Origin of the sequence: Pseudomonas sp. TH34 (genome assembly GCF_016650865.1) — a bacterium.
In the GTDB taxonomy this organism is placed as follows: Bacteria; Pseudomonadota; Gammaproteobacteria; order Pseudomonadales; family Pseudomonadaceae; genus Aquipseudomonas; species Aquipseudomonas yamanorum.
The window spans coordinates 1-17,745 of the sequence record NZ_JAEKFB010000032.1; the positions used below are offsets into that span (position 1 = coordinate 1).

19 protein-coding genes and 1 pseudogene are annotated in these 17,745 nt (G+C 62.2%); 5 read left to right on the forward strand and 15 right to left on the reverse strand.

The window, feature by feature from the left end; all coding sequences use genetic code 11:
- The 7 genes from JFU58_RS24315 to JFU58_RS24345 form a co-directional block, all read right to left on the reverse strand.
- Positions 1–832, reverse strand: an 832-nt coding sequence (locus JFU58_RS24315) for an allantoate amidohydrolase (RefSeq protein ID WP_201142586.1), incomplete at its 3' end; no start/stop codon positions are given.
- Complete coding sequence (locus JFU58_RS24320; RefSeq protein WP_010173377.1) at positions 829–1,320, reverse strand: L-2-amino-thiazoline-4-carboxylic acid hydrolase; 492 nt, start codon at positions 1,318–1,320, stop codon at positions 829–831. The genes JFU58_RS24320 and JFU58_RS24315, both read right to left, overlap by 4 nt.
- 26 nt (positions 1,321–1,346) lie before the next feature.
- Entirely contained in the window at positions 1,347–2,486 is a 1,140-nt protein-coding gene (locus tag JFU58_RS24325) for a branched-chain amino acid ABC transporter substrate-binding protein (RefSeq protein WP_093208791.1), read from the reverse strand.
- A gap of 66 nt (positions 2,487–2,552) precedes the next feature.
- Positions 2,553–3,269, reverse strand: a complete 717-nt coding sequence (locus tag JFU58_RS24330; protein ID WP_201142587.1) for an ABC transporter ATP-binding protein — start codon at positions 3,267–3,269, stop codon at positions 2,553–2,555.
- Positions 3,262–4,035, reverse strand: coding sequence for an ABC transporter ATP-binding protein (locus tag JFU58_RS24335; RefSeq protein WP_201142588.1), 774 nt, complete (start codon positions 4,033–4,035; stop codon positions 3,262–3,264). The genes JFU58_RS24330 and JFU58_RS24335 overlap by 8 nt, the downstream gene beginning before the upstream one ends.
- A complete protein-coding gene (locus JFU58_RS24340; protein ID WP_201142589.1) occupies positions 4,032–5,117 on the reverse strand; it encodes an ABC transporter permease subunit in 1,086 nt (361 codons plus the stop codon). Before JFU58_RS24340 ends, JFU58_RS24335 begins: the two co-directional genes overlap by 4 nt.
- On the reverse strand, positions 5,114–6,061 hold the full coding sequence (locus JFU58_RS24345; protein ID WP_177026420.1) for an ABC transporter permease subunit: 948 nt from the start codon (positions 6,059–6,061) through the stop codon (positions 5,114–5,116). The genes JFU58_RS24340 and JFU58_RS24345 overlap by 4 nt, the downstream gene beginning before the upstream one ends.
- 172 nt (positions 6,062–6,233) lie before the next feature.
- Here JFU58_RS24345 and JFU58_RS24350 point away from each other — a divergent pair, with 172 nt between their 5' ends.
- Positions 6,234–7,133: a LysR substrate-binding domain-containing protein gene (locus JFU58_RS24350; RefSeq protein ID WP_177026331.1), complete on the forward strand. Its 900-nt coding sequence runs from the start codon at positions 6,234–6,236 to the stop codon at positions 7,131–7,133.
- A gap of 74 nt (positions 7,134–7,207) precedes the next feature.
- Here JFU58_RS24350 and JFU58_RS24355 read toward each other — a convergent pair whose 3' ends face one another.
- Positions 7,208–8,209: an ABC transporter substrate-binding protein gene (locus tag JFU58_RS24355; protein ID WP_201142590.1), complete on the reverse strand. Its 1,002-nt coding sequence runs from the start codon at positions 8,207–8,209 to the stop codon at positions 7,208–7,210.
- Positions 8,210–8,366: 157 nt separating this feature from the next.
- Here JFU58_RS24355 and JFU58_RS24360 point away from each other — a divergent pair, with 157 nt between their 5' ends.
- A complete protein-coding gene (locus JFU58_RS24360; protein ID WP_201142591.1) occupies positions 8,367–9,263 on the forward strand; it encodes a LysR family transcriptional regulator in 897 nt (298 codons plus the stop codon).
- Here the strand turns inward: JFU58_RS24360 and JFU58_RS24365 are convergent, their stop codons facing one another.
- Positions 9,264–9,656, reverse strand: a complete 393-nt coding sequence (locus JFU58_RS24365; protein WP_201142592.1) for a RidA family protein — start codon at positions 9,654–9,656, stop codon at positions 9,264–9,266. It lies immediately after the preceding gene.
- A gap of 147 nt (positions 9,657–9,803) precedes the next feature.
- On the opposite strand from JFU58_RS24365, the gene JFU58_RS24370 reads away from it, so the two are divergent.
- A complete protein-coding gene (locus JFU58_RS24370; RefSeq protein WP_093210210.1) occupies positions 9,804–10,235 on the forward strand; it encodes a hypothetical protein in 432 nt (143 codons plus the stop codon).
- 19 nt (positions 10,236–10,254) lie between these two features.
- Here JFU58_RS24370 and JFU58_RS24375 read toward each other — a convergent pair whose 3' ends face one another.
- Positions 10,255–10,659, reverse strand: a complete 405-nt coding sequence (locus tag JFU58_RS24375) for a VOC family protein (protein WP_093208752.1) — start codon at positions 10,657–10,659, stop codon at positions 10,255–10,257.
- 16 nt (positions 10,660–10,675) lie between these two features.
- The gene (locus tag JFU58_RS24380) at positions 10,676–11,419 is read right to left on the reverse strand and encodes an SDR family NAD(P)-dependent oxidoreductase (RefSeq protein WP_093208747.1); all 744 of its coding nucleotides are present in this window, start codon (positions 11,417–11,419) and stop codon (positions 10,676–10,678) included.
- A 139-nt stretch (positions 11,420–11,558) separates the two neighbouring features.
- Here JFU58_RS24380 and JFU58_RS24385 point away from each other — a divergent pair, with 139 nt between their 5' ends.
- Positions 11,559–12,455: an AraC family transcriptional regulator gene (locus JFU58_RS24385; RefSeq protein WP_201142593.1), complete on the forward strand. Its 897-nt coding sequence runs from the start codon at positions 11,559–11,561 to the stop codon at positions 12,453–12,455.
- A gap of 49 nt (positions 12,456–12,504) precedes the next feature.
- A complete protein-coding gene (gene potE / locus JFU58_RS24390) occupies positions 12,505–13,821 on the forward strand; it encodes a putrescine-ornithine antiporter (protein ID WP_201142681.1) in 1,317 nt (438 codons plus the stop codon).
- An 819-nt stretch (positions 13,822–14,640) separates the two neighbouring features.
- Here the strand turns inward: potE and JFU58_RS24395 are convergent.
- The 4 genes and pseudogenes from JFU58_RS24395 to JFU58_RS24410 all read right to left on the reverse strand — a co-directional run bounded on the left by JFU58_RS24395 (position 14,641) and on the right by JFU58_RS24410 (position 17,743).
- Positions 14,641–15,617 (reverse strand): annotated as a pseudogene (locus JFU58_RS24395) (LysR family transcriptional regulator).
- Between the two features lie 52 nt (positions 15,618–15,669).
- Positions 15,670–16,605 carry a peptidylprolyl isomerase gene (locus JFU58_RS24400; protein WP_063029177.1) on the reverse strand — a complete coding sequence of 312 codons (936 nt, stop codon included), beginning with the start codon at positions 16,603–16,605 and terminating at the stop codon, positions 15,670–15,672.
- Positions 16,602–17,096 (reverse strand): YbjN domain-containing protein, encoded by a 495-nt coding sequence (locus JFU58_RS24405; RefSeq protein ID WP_177072246.1) that lies wholly within the window; start codon positions 17,094–17,096, stop codon positions 16,602–16,604. Before JFU58_RS24405 ends, JFU58_RS24400 begins: the two co-directional genes overlap by 4 nt.
- Positions 17,097–17,116: 20 nt before the next feature.
- Complete coding sequence (locus tag JFU58_RS24410; RefSeq protein WP_177027207.1) at positions 17,117–17,743, reverse strand: DNA repair protein; 627 nt, start codon at positions 17,741–17,743, stop codon at positions 17,117–17,119.
- Positions 17,744–17,745 lie beyond the last annotated feature (2 nt).

A 17,745-nucleotide genomic window follows, 5' to 3' on the forward strand; every position in this document is an offset into this window, starting at 1 on the left:
CCACGTTGCGTGAGTTGGGGAAGATGTTCGCCATGCCCACCGTCGCCCGCCCTTCGGCACCCTGCTCCAGGCCGATCTGGTTCACCGCCTCCACCACCCGCGCAAACCCGAGCAACGCATCTAGGCGATGATCCATCGGCGTCGTCCCGGCATGGGCACTGCGCCCGCTCAGTTCCACTTCATACCAGCGCTGGCCCTGGGCACCGGTGACCACACCAATGGTGAGGTCCTGGGCTTCAAGAATCGGCCCCTGCTCAATATGCAGCTCAAACGCCGCATGCACCGCCTGGCCACCCACTTGATGCGGACCGGCATAACCAATCTGCTGCAACGCCTGGCCGATGGTGATGCCAGCCTTGTCTTCCCGGGACAGGCCGTACTCCAGGTCAAACACCCCGGCATACACCCCCGAGGAAATCATCGCCGGGGCAAACCGCGAGCCTTCTTCGTTGGTCCAGTTGACCACTTCGATAGGCCGCTCGGTCTCGATCCCCAGGTCATTCAAAGTGCGCAGCACTTCCAGCCCGGCCAGCACGCCGTAGATACCGTCGTACTTGCCACCCGCCGGCTGGGAGTCGCCGTGGGAGCCGGTCAGCACCGGGGCCAGGTGATCCTGCCGCCCGGCGCGTCGGGCAAAGATATTGCCCATGGCATCCACCCGGATACTGCAACCCGCCGCCTCGCACCACTGCACAAACAGGTCACGTCCCCGACGATCCTCATCGGTGAGGGCCAGGCGCGAGACCCCGCCCTTTTCGGTGCCGCCGATCTGCGCCATTTCCATCAGCGAGTCCCACAGGCGCTCGCCATTGACCCGTGCCAAGTCGCTCATGAACGCGGCTCCTGGGGTTTGGCCCGGTAGCGGAAGTCACAGTGATGGGCGCCGCCCATGATGGTCTGGGTTCGGGTCAGCTTGATGTCCGGGTTGTAGCCGACGATAAACAACTCATCGCGGTTGCACGACAGCAAGTGCCCGATCTCCCCCAGGCCCATCTCGTGGTACATCTCGGCGTAGCGGCAGCGCTTCACGTCGTAGTCGTAGTGCTCGGCGTCGCTGGCGATGATCTCGACCTTGAGCGCATCGTCTTTTTCCCAGAGCACCTGCAGCTCGACGAAGCTCTTGAGGTCGGCGCCCTGCTCTTCCAGCTCGGCAAAGTGCTTGCCGGCCTGGATCGCCGCATTGCCCACCGCCTCGCCGATCACCGCCGCCGCAAAGTCCTTGCCCTGCTCGCGTACCAGGATCTCGTAGATCGGCTTGATGATTTCAGCTTCGATCCGCCGCCGGGCCAGGATGCCCAGTTCACCTTCCAGCTTGCTCATTGTGTGCCTCCTACAGGGGTGGGTTGTTACTTGCCGCCCGCCACACTGACTGGCTGCCACTGATTACTTTTGACCTGATACACGGTGAACGACGGCTTCTTCAGATTGCCCTCGGCATCAAACGCAATGGTCCCGGTCACGCCCTGATAGCTGATGGCGCGCAACACCGGCAGGTACTTTTGCGGGTCGACCGAATCGGCCTTCTCAATTGCCGCCACCAATACCCCGACGCCGTCATAGGCAAACGGCGCATGCAGTTCGATCGGCGCCTTGTAGCGATCCTTGTAAGCCTGTTCAAACGCATTGCCACCGGGCATCTGCGACACCGCCAGACCCGGCTCCAGGGCAATCACGCCCTCGCCTTCGTTCTGCGCCAGTTGCAGGAAGGTCTGGCTGACAAACCCACCGGCGCCCATCAACGGTGCCTTAATGCCCAGTTGCTTGATACGCCTGGCCAAAGGCGCGGCCTGGGAATCGACGCCACCAAAGAAAATCAGGTCCGGGTTCTGGCTGCGGATGTTGGTCAGCACCGCGCTGAAGTCGATGGTCTTGTCGTCCACGTATTCACGGGAGACGACCTTGGCGCCACCGGCCTCAATGGATTTGACGAACTGGTCCGCCAGGCCCTGGCCGAACGCGGTACGGTCGTCGATCACCGCAATGCGCCGGGCCTTGAGGGTGTTCAAAGCATAGTCGCCGGCCACCTGGCCGCCATCGTCGTCATGGCCCATGATCCGGAAGCTGGTGTCGAAGCCCTGCTGGGTGTACGCATGCCCGGTGGCCACCGGCGCCACCTGGGCGATACCCGCATCGTGATAAACCCGTGCAGCAGGAATGCTGGTGCCGGTATTCCAGTGGCCGACCACGCCCACCACGCCTTCGTCCACCAGGCGCTGGGCCACGGTGACGGCAGTGCGCGGGTCGGATTGATCGTCTTCGGACAGCAGCTTGAAGGTCACCGCCTCGCCGTTGATTTTCGGGTGTTTGGCGTTGGCCGCGTCGATGGCCAGTTGCGCGCCGTTTTCCAGGTCCTTACCGATCCGCGCCGACGGACCGGTCAACGGCCCGGCCAGGCCGATCAATACGGTCTGGTCGGCCTGGGCCATGGCACTCGCCAGGCTGCTCAGGGCCAGGCCGATCACTAGGGTGTGCTTGAAAGTCTTCATAAGGGGTTCCTGTTTCTTTACGGGCTGGTCGGAACACGCTGGGCGTCCGGTAGCGTCAGGGTTGATTCATTCACCGAGGTAGGCACTGCGCACCTCGGGGTGGTCGAGCAATTCATGGGACGGGCCAGTGAGGCTGATGCGCCCGGTGTCCATTACATAGGCGCGGTCGGTGACCTGCAGCGCGAGCCGGGCGTTCTGCTCCACCAGCAGCAGGGTCATGCCCTGGCGGCACACGTCGTCGATCACCTGGAAGATCTTCTCCACCATGATCGGCGCCAGGCCCATGGACGGCTCATCCAGCACCAGCAAGCGCGGCTTGGAGAGCAGTGCCCGAGCCAGGGCGAGCATTTGCTGCTCGCCACCGGAGAGCAGGCCGGCGGACTGTTGCAGGCGCTCTTCCAAACGCGGGAAGTGCTCGAACAGCTGGCGGATCTCGCGGTTGACCTGCTCGGTGTCACGACGCAGGAAGGCTCCGGCCTGGAGGTTTTCCAGCACGCTCATGCGCGCAAAAATGCCGCGCCCTTCCGGCACCATGGCAATGCCCTGGCGCAGCAGTTGGTCCGGTGCCTGGCCGAGGATCGAACGCCCGGCAAAATGGATCTGCCCCGCCGCTGCCGGCAGCAGTCCGGTGAGGGCCTTGAGGCTGGATGTCTTGCCGGCCCCGTTGGCACCAATCAAGGTCACTCGCTCGCCTTCGCCGATCTGCAAATCCAGGGACTTGACTGCTTCGATGGCGCCGTAACGCACCTGCAAGCCGACAACATTCAAGAGTGCTTCAGACATGGGCACTGGCTCCCAGATAAGCCTGGATCACCGCCGGATCGCGGCGCACCTCGGCAGGCGCGCCCACGGCAATCACTTGCCCGTAATCCAGCACGCTGATGCGGTCGCAAACTCCCATCACCAGCTTTACGTCGTGCTCGATCAGCAGCAGCGTGTGGCCATCGTCGCGGATCTTTTCCAGCAGGCCGCGCAGTTGCACTTTCTCGGCAGCATTCATCCCGGCGGCGGGTTCGTCGAGGGCGAGCAGGCGCGGTTCGGTGGCCAAGGCACGGGCGATTTCCAGGCGGCGTTGATGACCGTAGGACAGGCTGTCGGCGCGGTAATTGGCGAACCCCGCCAGCCCGACATACGCCAACAGGCGATGGGCATGGGCGCGGGTTTGCGCTTCTTCTTCCCGGGCCTGGCGATGCCGACTCAAGGCGGCCCACAAGCCGTTACGGGTGCGCACATGGCGGCCGACCATGACGTTTTCCAACGCGCTCATGGCGTTGAACAGGCGGATATTCTGGAAAGTCCGGGCAATGCCGGCCTGGGCAACCTGATGTACGCTGGTCGGTTTGTAGTCCTGGCCGTCCAGCTGAAAGCGGCCGGAATCCGGGGTATAGAGGCCGGTCATCACGTTGAAGAAGGTAGTTTTACCGGCGCCATTCGGCCCGATCAATCCGTAGATTTCGCCAGGCTGGATACTCAGACTCACGTTCGTCAGCGCCGCCACGCCGCCGAAGTGTTTGTTCACCTGATCGATCTGCAACAACGGCTGATTCATCGCGCAACTCCTTTCGGCCACAGGCCTGCCGGGCGATAGAGCATCGCCAGGATCAAGGCCAGCCCGTAGAACAACTGGCGGATGATCTCCGGGTCCACCAGCACCTGGCCGAACAGCGCCTGCTGCAACGGCCCCATGCTGGCGCGCAACGCTTCAGGCAACGCCGCCAGCAGTACACAGCCAAGAATCACCCCAGGGATGTGGCCCATGCCGCCGAGCACCACCATCGCCAGCACCGCGATCGACTCGTTGAGGGTGAAGGATTCCGGCGAGACAAAGCCCTGGAACGCGGCAAACAGCGCCCCGCTCACACCACCAAACCCGGCGCCGATGGCGAACGCCAACAGCTTCAAGCGCAGGGTGTTGACGCCCATGGCCTGGGCCGCCTCTTCGTCTTCGCGAATAGCCACCCAGGCCCGCCCGATGCGCGAGCGCTCCAGGCGGATGCAGGCAAACAGGATCAGCACCACCAGCGCGGCGAACAGGTAGTAATACAGATAGACCGAAGGCAGGCGCAGGCCGAACAGCTCCTGGGTGCGCCCGAGGTTGATCCCCAGCAGGTTGATCGGATCGACCTGGGAAATACCTTTGGGCCCGTTGGTGATGTTCACCGGACGGTCGAGGTTGCGCAGCAGGATGCGGATGATTTCACCAAAGCCCAGGGTCACGATGGCCAGGTAATCGCCACGCAGGCGCAGGGTCGGCGCGCCCAGCAATACGCCAAAACCCGCCGCCAGCAACGCGGCCAATGGCAGGATCAACCAGATAGAGGTGTGCATGCCCGCCGGCAGCAGCGCCATCAGCGCCGGGAATTGCTGCAACAGATGCGGCGAGGACAGCAATGCGGCGAGGTACGCGCCCACTGCGTAGAACGCGATAAAGCCCATGTCCAGCAGCCCGGCGTAGCCCACGACGATATTCAGGCCCAGGGCCAACATGATGTACAGCAACGCGAAATCGAGGGTGCGCACCCAGGTATTGCCGCCGGCATGCCCGACAATCCACGGCGCCAGCACCAGCGCCACGGCGAACAATACAAGGCCAAAGCTGGCGCGCTGTCGGGAGGTATTCAGGAAACTCATGCGCGGGTCGCCAGTCGTTCACCCAACAGCCCCGAAGGACGAAATACCAGCACCGCGATCAACACGATAAAGGCAAACACATCCTGGTAATTGCTGCCGAACACACCATGGGTGGCGGCGCCCAGGTAGCCGGTACCCAGGGCCTCGATCAACCCCAGCAGCAGGCCGCCAAGCATCGCGCCCTTGAGGTTGCCGATACCGCCCAATACTGCCGCGGTGAACGCCTTGATGCCCGGCAGGAAGCCCATGTAGAAATGTGCACTGCCGTAGTTGCTCGCCATCATGATCCCGGCCAACGCCGCCAGGGCGCCGCCGATGGCGAAGGTCAGCACGATGATGCGGTTCGGGTTGATGCCCATCAGGCTCGCCACCTGCGGGTTCTCGGCCACGGCGCGCATGGCCCGGCCAAAGCGTGTGCGCTCCACCAGCACCAGCAGCGCGACCATCACCGACAGCGCCACGGCGATGGTGGTCAGGGCAGTGGCGTTGGTGATCGCCGGATGCGCCGAAGCCCCGGCGAGGACTTCAATCGGTTCCAGCGGCAGCAGTTGCGGGAACATCTGCGGGTTACGCGTCCACACCAACATGGCGATGGTTTGCAGCAACAACGAGACACCGATGCCGCTGATCAATGGCGCCAGGCGCGGCGCATTGCGCAGGCGCCGATACGCGACCCGCTCAATCAGCACTGCAAGGACCGCGCAGAACGCCATGGCAATCACGGTGGCCACCAGCAGCACCAGCACCGGCGGCATCGCCGGCCATGTCGCCTGCAGCAGGCGAATCACCGAGAGGCCCACCAACGCGCCAATCATCAACACATCGCCGTGGGCAAAGTTGATGATCCGCAAAATGCCGTAGACCATGGTGTAACCCAAGGCCACTAGCGCATAGAGACTGCCCGTCATCAAGCCATTGAGCAGTTGCTGGATAAACGCATCCATGAAAACCATCGACCTCATTTCTTACGAGGGCGGCACACTAAGCATCTATTCTATTTTTATCAAATATCAGAAATTCATATGGTTATGCCAAATGCATTAAGCGCTATAACCGCCATAAATACGGCATTTATGGCTCTTTATTTGCCACATCACTTAGTATTTAATTCAACACATGAATAATTTAGAACAGTTAGCTAATGACCCACCACTGCGTGCCGTGCGCACCTTCGAAGCGTTCGCCCGCCACGGCGGAGTGAATTCCGCCGCCCGCGAGCTGGACGTGTCGCCCTCCGCCGTCAGCCATCAACTGCACCTGCTGGAAAGCTTTCTGCAGCAACCGCTGACCTTGCGTCAGGGCCGCAACCTGGTGCTCACCGAAGAAGGCCGCGAGTACTACCGGGCAATCCGCTCGGCCTTCGCCGTGCTGCGCAGCGCCACCGAACACGTGCGGGAAAAAAGCGCCACGCGCCAGGTCACCATCAGCCTGATCCCGCTGTTCGGCATCAACCTGTTCATCCCGCGCCTGGCACAGTTCCTCAAGGACCACCCGGCGCTGGACATCAACGTCACCTACGCCAACCACCGCAGCTACCCCAGCGACGCCGCCGACCTGTCGATCCGCTTCGGCACCGGGCACTGGCCGGGATACCACAGCGAACCGCTGATCTCGGGCGCCGTCACGCCGTATTGCAGCCGCGCCTTCCTGGAGCAACACGGCCCGATCGACACACCTGAGGCGTTGAGTGAATTGCCGTTGCTGCATGACGAAGAGCGCGGCACCTGGAGCCAATGGTTCCAGGCCGCCGACGTGCATCACGGGACCGCGCTGAATGGTTTGCTGCTGGAGGATGGTCAGTTGGCGCTGACGGCCACGCTGACCGGGTTGGGCTGCGCACTGCTGCGCGAGCCGCTGGTGGCGCCGCATGAGGCAAATGGGGAGTTGGTGAAGCTGTTTGATCTACAGGTCGATGATGGCCGCCAGTACTACCTGTGCCGCCGGGCCAGCAGCGAGTTGTCGAGTGAGGGGAATCACTTGTATGACTGGATCAAGAGCAACCTGGCAGGAACCTGAAAACACCGCAGATCCAATGTGGGAGCTGGCTTGCCTGCTCCCACATTTTGTACTCATTTCAATTCGAGACAGAGTCAGCTGCCGTTCCCGCCATGCGCCTCTTCAAAGAAGTAATCCTTCCAGCTCCCCGCCTTGTTCTTCAACACCCCCAACTCCTGCAATTTCTCGGCATAGATATAGGTACGCTGCGGCACGATGGTGAAGTCGATTTCCGGGTCCTGCACAATCTTCTCCACCAGCGCCAGCGGCAGCTTCGACTGCTCGACACGAATGTATGCCTGGGCCGCTGCCGGTTTGTCAGCCTTGATAATCTTCTCCGCCTCGGCCAACGCGTCGTAGAACGCCTTGTAGGTCTTGGGGTTTTCGTCGTGGAATTTCTCGGTGGTGTACAGCACGTTGAACGTGGCCGGGCCGCCGAGGATGTCGTAGGAACTCAGCACCTTGTGCACCTTGGGATTCAACAGTTCCTGGTACTGGAACGGCGGGCTGGAAAAGTGCGCGTTGATCTCTGAGCCGCCGGCAATCAACGCCGCGGTGGCATCCGGATGCGCCAGGCTGATGGAGATGTCATCGAACTTCTTGTAGTTGGCATCACCGAACTGCTTGGCCGTTTCAATCTGCAAGGTGCGCGACTGGAAACCCACGCCCGCCGCCGGCACGGCGATGCGGTCTTTTTCGCTGAAGTCCTTGAGGGTCTTCACGTCCGGGTTATTGGTCAGCAGGTAGTTGGGCATCGACCCCAGCGAGGCGATGGCCTTGACGTTCTGCTTGCCCTTGGTGCGGTCCCACAGCGTCAGCATCGGCGGTACACCCGCCGAGACCACGTCCAGCGCGCCGGCCAGCAGCGACTCGTTCATCGCCGTGGCGCCGGAGATGCTGTTCCACTCCACCTTGATGTCCAGGCCCTGCTCCTTGCCGTGCTTCTCGATCAGGTTCTGGTCGCGCACCACATCGAGGATCAAGTAGCCAATGCCGAATTGCTGGGCGATGCTGATTTTGCCTTCGGCGTGTGCACCAAGGCTGAGGAGCACGCTGGCTGCTGCCAGGAGCGTCAGGGTGGGTCGTTTTATTATCATGAGAACGCTGCCGCGATGTTGAGAAGGGATGCGAGCGTAGCGACCTACGTACGGTGCGAAAAAGAATATCGGGATCTATGGATATACGAAAAACACTGCCAGCCGGCACTGCTATATTGCGCGCCTGTTCCTGATGATGTGCCTCGGAGCCAACTGAATGCTGCGCACCAACCTCAACGAGATGCTGATCTTCATGGCGGTGGTCGATGGCGCCAGCTTCGTCGCCGGTGGCCAGGCCATGGGGCTGACCCGTTCGGCGGCCGGCAAGGCGGTGGCGCGCCTGGAGGACAGCCTTGGCGTGCGCCTGCTGAACCGCACCACCCGCACCTTGAGTCTCACCGACGAAGGCCGCGCGCTGTATGACCAGGGGCTGGAGATCCTCGCCGCGGTGGACAACGCCCAAAGCAGCATCGGCCAGCCCACCGGCGTACCGCGTGGGCTGCTGAGGCTTACGGTGCCGGACGCCTTCGGGCGCAAGGTGCTTCTACCGTTGTTGAAAAAATACCTGCAAGCCTGGCCCGAGGTGCAGGTGGAGGTCAGCTTCACCGACCGCATGGCCGATATTGTCGAAGACGGCTTCGACCTGGCGATCCGCATCGGCGGCGCCAACACTGACCGCCAGTTGGTGTCCCGGGTGGTTGCCCGCTACCAGGCGCTTCTCTGCGCCTCACCCGAGTATCTCGCTGAGCACAGCGCCCCCCGAGACATGGACGCCCTCGCCCACCACAACTGCCTGTATTTCAGCAGCCGCACGCGCAAGCAAAGCTGGCGTTTTCGTGAGGCGGACGGCACCTGGGCCAAGGCTTATGGGCGCAGCCGCCTGCGCCTGGACAGCGGCGAAGCACTGCGCGACGCCGCCGTGTCCGGGCTGGGCATCGCCTTGCTGCCCGATTTCGTAGTGGCCGAAGACCTGGCTGCCGGGCGCCTCGTGCAGGTGCTGCCCGGCCTGGACGCAGGCGATGTGGAGATTCTGGCGATGTACCCGAGCAAACGCTTTCTGGAGCCACGGGTACGGCGCTTTATCGACCTGATGGTGGATGAACTGGCGGGCTGATCAAGCCGCGTGGGCAATCACCTTGATCTCGACGATCTGCGCATCTGACGCCAGGTAATTCACACCGACCAGGGTCGCCGCCGGGCGATGCTCGCCGATATACGCCTTCCACACATTGACCACCGCTTCAAAATCGCGCTTGGCGTGCACCAGAAAGAAATCCACCGCAGCAATGTTCGAACGATCGACGCCAAAGCCGGCCAGCACATGGTCCAGGTTCTCCAGGGTTTGACGCGTCTGGACGGCGGCATCACCGTCAACGAACTCACCTTCCAAGGTGTGAGAAAACTGCCCGGCAATGTAAATCGTACCGTTCACGCGGTAGCCCTGGCTGACGCTGTTACCCTCTTCCCATGAAACGCCGTGGTTGTAGACCGTGGGTTTGCTGCTCATGTCGGTTTCCTTGGGGATGATTTAAGGAAACTGTAACAAGGGCATTGGCGAATGGACGTCCCCACTGAAGCGACCAAAAATTACCCGCCCACGGCCTTCGGCTGGTATCGTGCCGCCCTTGAAAAAACCGCTGCGAGGAAATCGACCTTGAACACTGACGAAAAAATGACCGGGGACCTGTTCGAGGTGGACAAGCGCCTGTCACTCAAGCCCGTGGTGGACTTCAACAACTACTTGCGCAGCGCCTTCGGCGATGGCCCCTGCACTTGCATCCGCTGCGTCGCCAGCGAAGGCAGCGAGGCCGGTTACGAGTTCCAGCACACCTTCGACTTCGACGGTAAAAAGACCCACCGCCGCTTTGCCTCCACCGCCGGCAGCGACGTGCTGCTGATGCTGAAAAAGGCCTGGCTGTCCTACACCAAGGCCGAGCTGCCGCTGAGTGGCGCGCTGGCCCTGGACACGGTGAAAGAATTTGTCGAGCCACAGCTGCACAAGCGCGTGGCGCCGCTGTTCCTGGCCAGTGGGTTGGTCAAGGATGTGGAAGGTGAGTGGCGGATGCAGCCGCAGGCAGCGGGCTGATCGTCACCCTTTTCGGTGGCTATCGCTGAGCGTGCTGCCAGTTCTTGTAGACAAATTCCAGGCTGTAGCCGTCGGGGTCCAGGACGTTGGCGGCGTAGTAGTTCGGGTCATAGTGCAAACGTGCACCCGGTGCGCCGTTGTCAATAGCGCCGGCATTGATTGCCGCCAGGTAAGCCCCATCGACCTCTGCCCTGCTGCTGGCGACAAACCCCACATGCACCGCCCTGCCCTCAACCACGCCCTCGCGCAGCCAGAAGAAGATCCGCCCATTGGCGCCGAAACCCTTGAGGTCCGGATGGCCCGGCGGGCCGTCCTTGCCGTCGTAGTCGTGGCGCGTGGTGATGCCCAGCGTTGTCAGTGCCGCCTGGTAGAAATCGATAGAGCGTTGAATGTCGCTGACCGACAAAAAGATATGATCCAGCATGCTGTCGCCTCGCCCTTCAGATGATGTAGCCACCCGCGACCTCGATCGTCTGGGCATTGACCCAACGGCCTTCCTCCGACAGCAACATGGCGATCACGCGCGCCACATCCTCGGGTTCGCCCACTCGGCCGAGGGCCGTTTGGGAAGCCAGCAGCGCCTCGAATTCATCATTGAGCCCGCCGCCCAGTTCGGTGCGGATGGCTCCCGGGGAGACGGCATTCGCACGGATCTGCCGCTCGCCAAACTCCTTGGCCATGTAACGGGTCAGTACATCCAGCGCGCCCTTGAAGGCTGCATAAGGCGCAACTCCGGCGGTGGCCACGCGAGTCGTGGCACTGGTGAGGTTGACGATGCAGGCCTGTGCTTGCAGCAACGGCAATAACGTTTGAGTCAGGAAAAAAGGGCCTTTGAGGTGCACATTCAGCAGGCCGTCGAACTGGGCCTCGGTGACCGACTCCAGGGGGTTGAACAGGCCATAGCCGGCGTTATTCACCAGCCCACTCAAGCCACTTACGCCCCAGGTCGCCGACAACGCCCGTTTTACCGCCTCGCCAAAACCGTCAAAGGAACTCACGTCAGCCACGTCCAATGGCAGCGCGACCGCCTTGCCGCCTGCAACCTCAATCTTCTGCACTACGGCGTGTGCGGCCTCTGGATGGCTGTTGTAGGTCAGGATCACGCCCATGCCTTGCCGGGCACACAACTCTGCAGTGCTGGCACCAATGCCACGGCTGCCGCCGGTGATGAGGATAACGCCCATGTGTGGCTCCACTGCTTGCTCAAATGAGTCACCACAGTAGGCCTGCGCGCCTGCGCCGGCGCAGCGGTTCCTGCTCGAAACCTGCCTGTTTCTGCTTTTTTCTTGCACAGGGCCCACCTGGGCGCTCAGCATGCCCGGCATGAACACACAACTGATCGAACTGCGTGCCTTGGCCGCCAAGACCGAAAACCGCCGCACTGAAACGGGTATACCGCGGGTGGCCATGGTCCAGGGCGCGATTCCCGAGCATATGCTGGCCGCCGTGTATGACCCGATGATCAACCTGATCCTGCAGGGCAGCAAATCCATGACCGTGGGCGACCGCACCCTGCGGTACGACCCGGCGACGTATTTCGTGATGTCCATCGAGCTGCCCGCGGTGGGCACTGTGCACCCGGCGGCGACCGGTGAACCCTACCTGGCGGTCAGCCTGACACTGGACCCGACGGTACTCGCGACGCTGCTGAGCGACTTGCCCGAACCTGCCGGGCGCTACGACCACAATGCCGGCTTTTCCGTGGCCGCCGTCACTCCGGAGTTGATGGACGCCTGGCTGCGCATGCTGCGGCTGATGGGCAACCCCGAGGCGATCGCCGCCCTCGCGCCGGTTTACGAGCGCGAGATTCTCTACCGTGTACTGCAAGGCCCCCACGGCTGGATGCTGCGTGAAATCGCCGCGCCGGACACCGCCATGGCTCGGGTGAGCCAGGCCATCCAGTGGATTCGCCGGGACTTCGCCGAACCGATCCGGGTAGAAGCCCTGGCGCAGAAAGCCGCGATGAGCGTGTCAGCCTTCCACCGCCACTTCAAGGCCGTCACCAACCTGAGCCCGTTGCAGTATCAAAAACGCGTGCGCTTGCTGCAGGCCCGCACACTGATGGTAGCCAGCGCCAAAAACGTCACCAGCGCCGCCTTCGAAGTCGGCTATGAAAGCGCCACCCAGTTCAGCCGGGATTACGCCCGAGTGTTCGGCCTGCCACCGGCTCGGGACGCGGCGCGAATCCTGGGAGAAAACCGAGGCCCGAAGGCGCAGTGACCACAACATGCTAGCCTGCCTTCGCACGCCCCACGACAAGGAGTTGCCGATGGCCGAGCCAAGCAAAAAGATGAGCCTGATGGGCCTGACCACCCTGGTGGCGATCAACATGATGGGCTCGGGCATCATCATGCTGCCCGCCAGCATGGCGCAGTTGGGCGCGATCTCGCTGCTGTCGTGGCTGATCACCGCCGTGGGCTCGATGGCCATTGCGTACTGCTTTGCCCAGTGCGGCCTGTTCTGTACCCGCACGGGCGGCATGTCGGCCTACACCGAAGAGGCCCACGGCAAGTCCGGGTTCTTCCTCTGTTCGTTTCTGTATTTCCTGTCGCTGATCATTGCCAATGTGGCGATTGCGATTTCGGCGGTGGGCTATCTATCGTCCTTCATCCCGTGGCTGGGCAGCGGGCCGATCCCGTTGTTTATCGGCACCCTTGCGCTGATCTGGCTGACCACCATTGCCAACTTCGGCGGCCCGCGCCTGACTGGCCGGATCGGCGTGGTCACCGTATGGGGCGTGATCATTCCCGTGGCGGGCTTGAGCGTGTTCGGCTGGTTCTATTTCAAAGCCGAGGTGTTCAGCGACGCCTGGAACCCCAACCAACTTCAACTGTGGGATGCGATTGGCGCGAGTATTCCGCTGACCCTCTGGGCGTTCCTCGGCATGGAGTCCGCGGCCCAGGGCTATGACGCGGTGGAAGATCCCAAGCGTACCGTGCCGCTGGCCTGCCTGTTGGGCACCCTCGGCGCGGCGCTGGTGTATGTGCTGTCGACCACGGTGATTCAGGGCATCGTGCCCAATGCTGAACTGGCCGAGTCTTCTGCGCCGTTTGCCCTGGTGTATGCGCAGATTTTCACGCCGCTGGTGGGCGATATCATCATGGCGCTGGCGGTGGTGGCGTGCATGGGTTCGCTGTTGGGCTGGCAATTCACCTTGGCGCAAACGGCCAAGATGTCGGCGGACCAGCGTCTGTTTCCGCGGTTCTTCAGCCGGGTGAGCCGTGCCCAGGCACCCGTGTGGGGGCTGATTGCCTGCGCGGCGTTGCAGAGCCTGATTGCCTTGTCGACCGTCTCGCCCACGGCCAGTGCGCAGTTTGGCAAGTTGGTGAACCTGGCGGTGGTGACTAATTTGATTCCTTACGTCACTGCGCTGACTGGGCTGCTGGTGATGATGCACAAAGCGCGGGTGGCGGCCTCGATTTATGCACGCAATACCACGGTGTTGCTGATTGCCGTGGGGTATTCGCTGTATGCGATTTATGCGTGTGGTGAGGAGGCGGTGTTTGGTGCGACGCTGGTGTTGGCGTTTGGGTATCTGTTGTATGGGTTTTTGGCGCGGCGGTTTGTTACGGCCGGTGGGGGGTGAATATCCGTTATTTAGGTAACGGCCGCTTATGGTTCCGCTCTTACAGCGGCTCACTTTTGAAAAGCGCAAAAGTAAGCAAAACGCTCTTGCCCCACCACTCGGCACCTCGCCTAGGCTCGGTGTGCCCTCACTCCGGCTTTGGACCGTGGGCCGCCGCGATGGGCCATCCATGGCCCAGCGCGGCTAACCCGGCGTCCTGCCGGGTTACCCACGCTCCAAAGCCTGCGTTCGGCCAGCGTGGTTTAACGGGGCGCCTAAGATCAAGATCAAAAGCAGATCAAGGGCACAGCGGCCTCCCGGCCGGCTTGAGTGTTTTAGAGCAACAGCAAAATCAAAAGCTAAAGCGGGCATGGTCAAATGTGGGAGCTGGCTTGCCTGCGATGGCATCAACTGGGTGTACCTGATGCACCGAGTTGTCTGCATCGCAGGCAAGCCAGCTCCCACAGAAAAGCAGAGCTGCATCCGCTTCAGATTTGGCTTTCGCTCTGGATCTTGCCTTTGCTTTCAACACTCAAGCCGGCCGGTAGGCCGCTGTGCTCTTGCTTTTGATCTTGATCTGACTGCCCCAATAAGCCCGAGGCCGAACGCAGGTATTGCGGAGCGGGTAAACCGGCAGGACGCCGGTTTAGCCGCGCCGGGCCATGGATGGCCCGTCGCGGCGGCCCGCGGAGCAATGCCGGAGTGAGGGAACGCCGAGCCCCAGCGAGGCGCCGACAGGCGGGGCAGAGCCCTTTGCTTACTTTGGGGCTTTTCCAAAGTGAGTCGCTGTAAGAGCGAAACCATAAGCAGCCGTTACCGAAGAAACGGATATGTACTCAATCAATCAAACCACTCCCCCGCTCAAGAAACGTATTCCGAATCATCTCCACCACCCACCCCACCTCCTGCGGATGCCGCACCTGAGCACTCACCCCCATCCAAACCTGCCGCTGCATCCCCTCCAGAAACACCCCATCCAACGCCGTCAACCCACGATCAAAACAACTCATATACCGCGGCAACAACCCAATACACGCACTGCACCGAATCATCTCCAGCATCAACGGATACGCCTGCACCTGCACCACCCCCGCCAACCGCTGCTCCACCAGACTGTTCCAGGGCCGCAACGCTTCCACCTGCCGGTCCGGCTGCCACTGCACCAGCATGTAATCCGCGAGATCTTCAATGCTGTCGGGCCGCACCGCCAACCGCGAATACCGCTTGGCAATATGCGGCGAATAATCCAGCCGCGCCAACACCTCAGGCGCATCAATGGCAAAGCTCGGCCCGGCCCCCGGCGAATCCATCCCCGACAACCACACCACCACATCCGCATCCAACGCCTGCAACCCCAACTCGCTGTCGATGGAAATAATCTCCAACCGCACACTCGCATTGCGCCGCAGCAGCGCAATCAGGTCGCGCCCCAGAATGTCATGCAGGATCGACTCGGCAACCGCCAGGCGAATCAACGGTTGCTCCAGTACCGGCAAGCGTCGCTCATGGGACAGGGCAATCAGTTGCGCCTGCAGCTGCTGCCCTTCACGACTCAGGGTCAGGACATTGCCCTGATAGCTGAACAGCGAACGCCGGAGCTGCTCTTCCAGTTGCGCCAGGCGCTTGCGCAATTGCGTGGCCTTGATATTGAGGCTGCGAGCCGCCTGCATGAAACACCCACAGCGCGCGCTGATCAGGAAATATTGCGCCACCTCGGGTTCGATGGTGGCCGCCACGGCCAGCCAGGCCTCGCGGGACTCTGTCAGCCCGCGATAGGGCGTGGTGCCGTGGGGTACAGCCGGGTCAAGAAATACCATGGGAGACTCCCTGTCTTGTGGGTACTGTGCATCCAATGCAGTGAGACGTTTTTTACTCGAGCACCTTGTTCAGCTCGGCACCGTCGATGCTCAAGGTGGCGGTATTCAGCATGCCTTCCAGGTAGGCCTTGGCGATTTGCTCCTGGCGTTGCGTACGCAGGGCCTCCGTCAGGCGGCCCCGCAGTTCATCCAGCGTGGCGGTGCGCGCCGGTTGTTGCCCGGTGAGCTTGAGCACGTGAAAACCCGCAGCACTTTGTACCGGCTCGGACACCGCGCCCGTCTTGAGTCGCGCCACCACACTGCGCATTTCGGGCACCAGTTGCTGCAATGGCTGCATCCCGGAATCGCCACCGCGCCGGGCGCTGTCGGGGTCCTGGGAATATTGGCTGGCCAACGCGGCAAACTCGCCTGGCGAGGCTTGCGCCTTGCGGCTTAATTCCTGCGCTTGACGGCGTACGGTGTCGACGGCTTGGGGGTCGGTCACGGCCAGGAAAATCTGGCTTACCTGGTACAACGGCGGTGTCACCCATTGCGCCTTGCCGCTGTCATAGGCTTGCTGCAATTCGGCGGCGCTGGGGTAATCCGCCGGCACCTGGCTGACCGACAGCATGTAGTCGCGAAACACGATCTGTTCGGCGGCGGCGCGGGTTTGCTGCTCCACTTCCGGGCGCTGGCGCCAGCCCTGGGCATCGGCCTGTTCAAGCACGGCCTTTTGCGCCAGGCGTGAACGCAGCCAGGTTTCCAGGGCGCCACGGTTGCCACGCAGTTGCTCGCGGGTTTCAACCGGCAAGGCAGCCAGCACCGACTTGAGCTCGGTGAGGTCGATCTGTTGGTTGCCCAGGCGCGCCACCGCCGGCCCGTCCTTCACGGCCACCGGCGCCGGCTGCTGGGCTGCAACCGGGTCACTGCCCGGTCGCAGGCTCAACCCCACCGCGACCGCCAGCACCACCAGGGCGCCGGCGCCGACCACCAGGGTTGGTTTCTTCACAGGGCAGGCGCCTCTTCACGGGCATCGACGGCAGGCGTGGGGGCGGCCTGGGCCTGGGCCTGAAGCTGTGCGGCTTGCTGGCTGTATTCACGCAGGTAGACGATGAATTCCTGCAGCAGCCGGTCCCACAGTTCCAGCTGGTTGCGCAGGTACGGGGCGCCCACGCCGGCGGCCACCACGTCCATCTCCATCAGCAGGAACTCACCCTGCAACGACAAGCGGGCAAAACGCCGGGAAGCGTTCCAGACCTGGGCCAAACCCTCGGGCAACTCGCCCTGCACCCGCAGCGCGCAGCTGTAGGTGAAGTCCACATAGCTGCCCTGCTCTGCCGCCGGGTTGCCGAAACGCACGGCAAAGCCAATGCCCTGGCTGGCGCTGAGCAATTGCACGATACCGTTCTGCTCGGTGTGGTTGACCCGGTAGCCGGCTTCCTGCAGCAGCTCGGTCAAGGCATGCGGGGTCACGCTGGTGATCAGTTGTACGTCGCTCATAGTGGTCTCTTCCTTGTTGATCAATGATTAGTGACGGTCTGTGGAGCATCGAACCGATTAAGGTATAGACCATCACCAAAACCCTGGGCGAGTTCCTCGAACTTGACCCGGGTGCTGCTGGCGAACGGTTGGCGGATGCTCATCACGTCGGCCACGTCGATTTTTTCGTAGGCCGTCAGCAATTGCTGGGCCACGCCGTACATCTGTTGATTCTTGGCTGAACATTGCTGCACTTGTGTGTCACGTTCCGTAAGTTGCGCCTGCAAGCGCGCCCGCTCGGTTTCTTTGCCCCGGGCGATCACCAGCAAATCTTCATAGGCTTTCTTGAACTTGCCCACCTGTTCATTGCTGGCGGCAACCTGAGCCTGGGCCTGGCTGTGCAGGTTCTGTTGCTGGCCGACCAGTTGCTCAGCCACGCCCCGGGACTTTTCCAGCTCGGCGGTCAGTTGCTTGATCTGCGCCTGAGCCTGCTTGGCCTGGGTTTCGGCGGCGATACGCGCGGCACTGGCCTGGGCCTGCTCGCTTTGCAGCGCCTGCAACTGCTGGGTAGTGCTGCGCAGTTGGGTGCGCAGGCGCTCCTCCATGCCTTCAGCCGAAGCGCCGGTGGTGACGAGCAGCAAAAGCAGGCCGCAAATTCGCGTGTTCATGA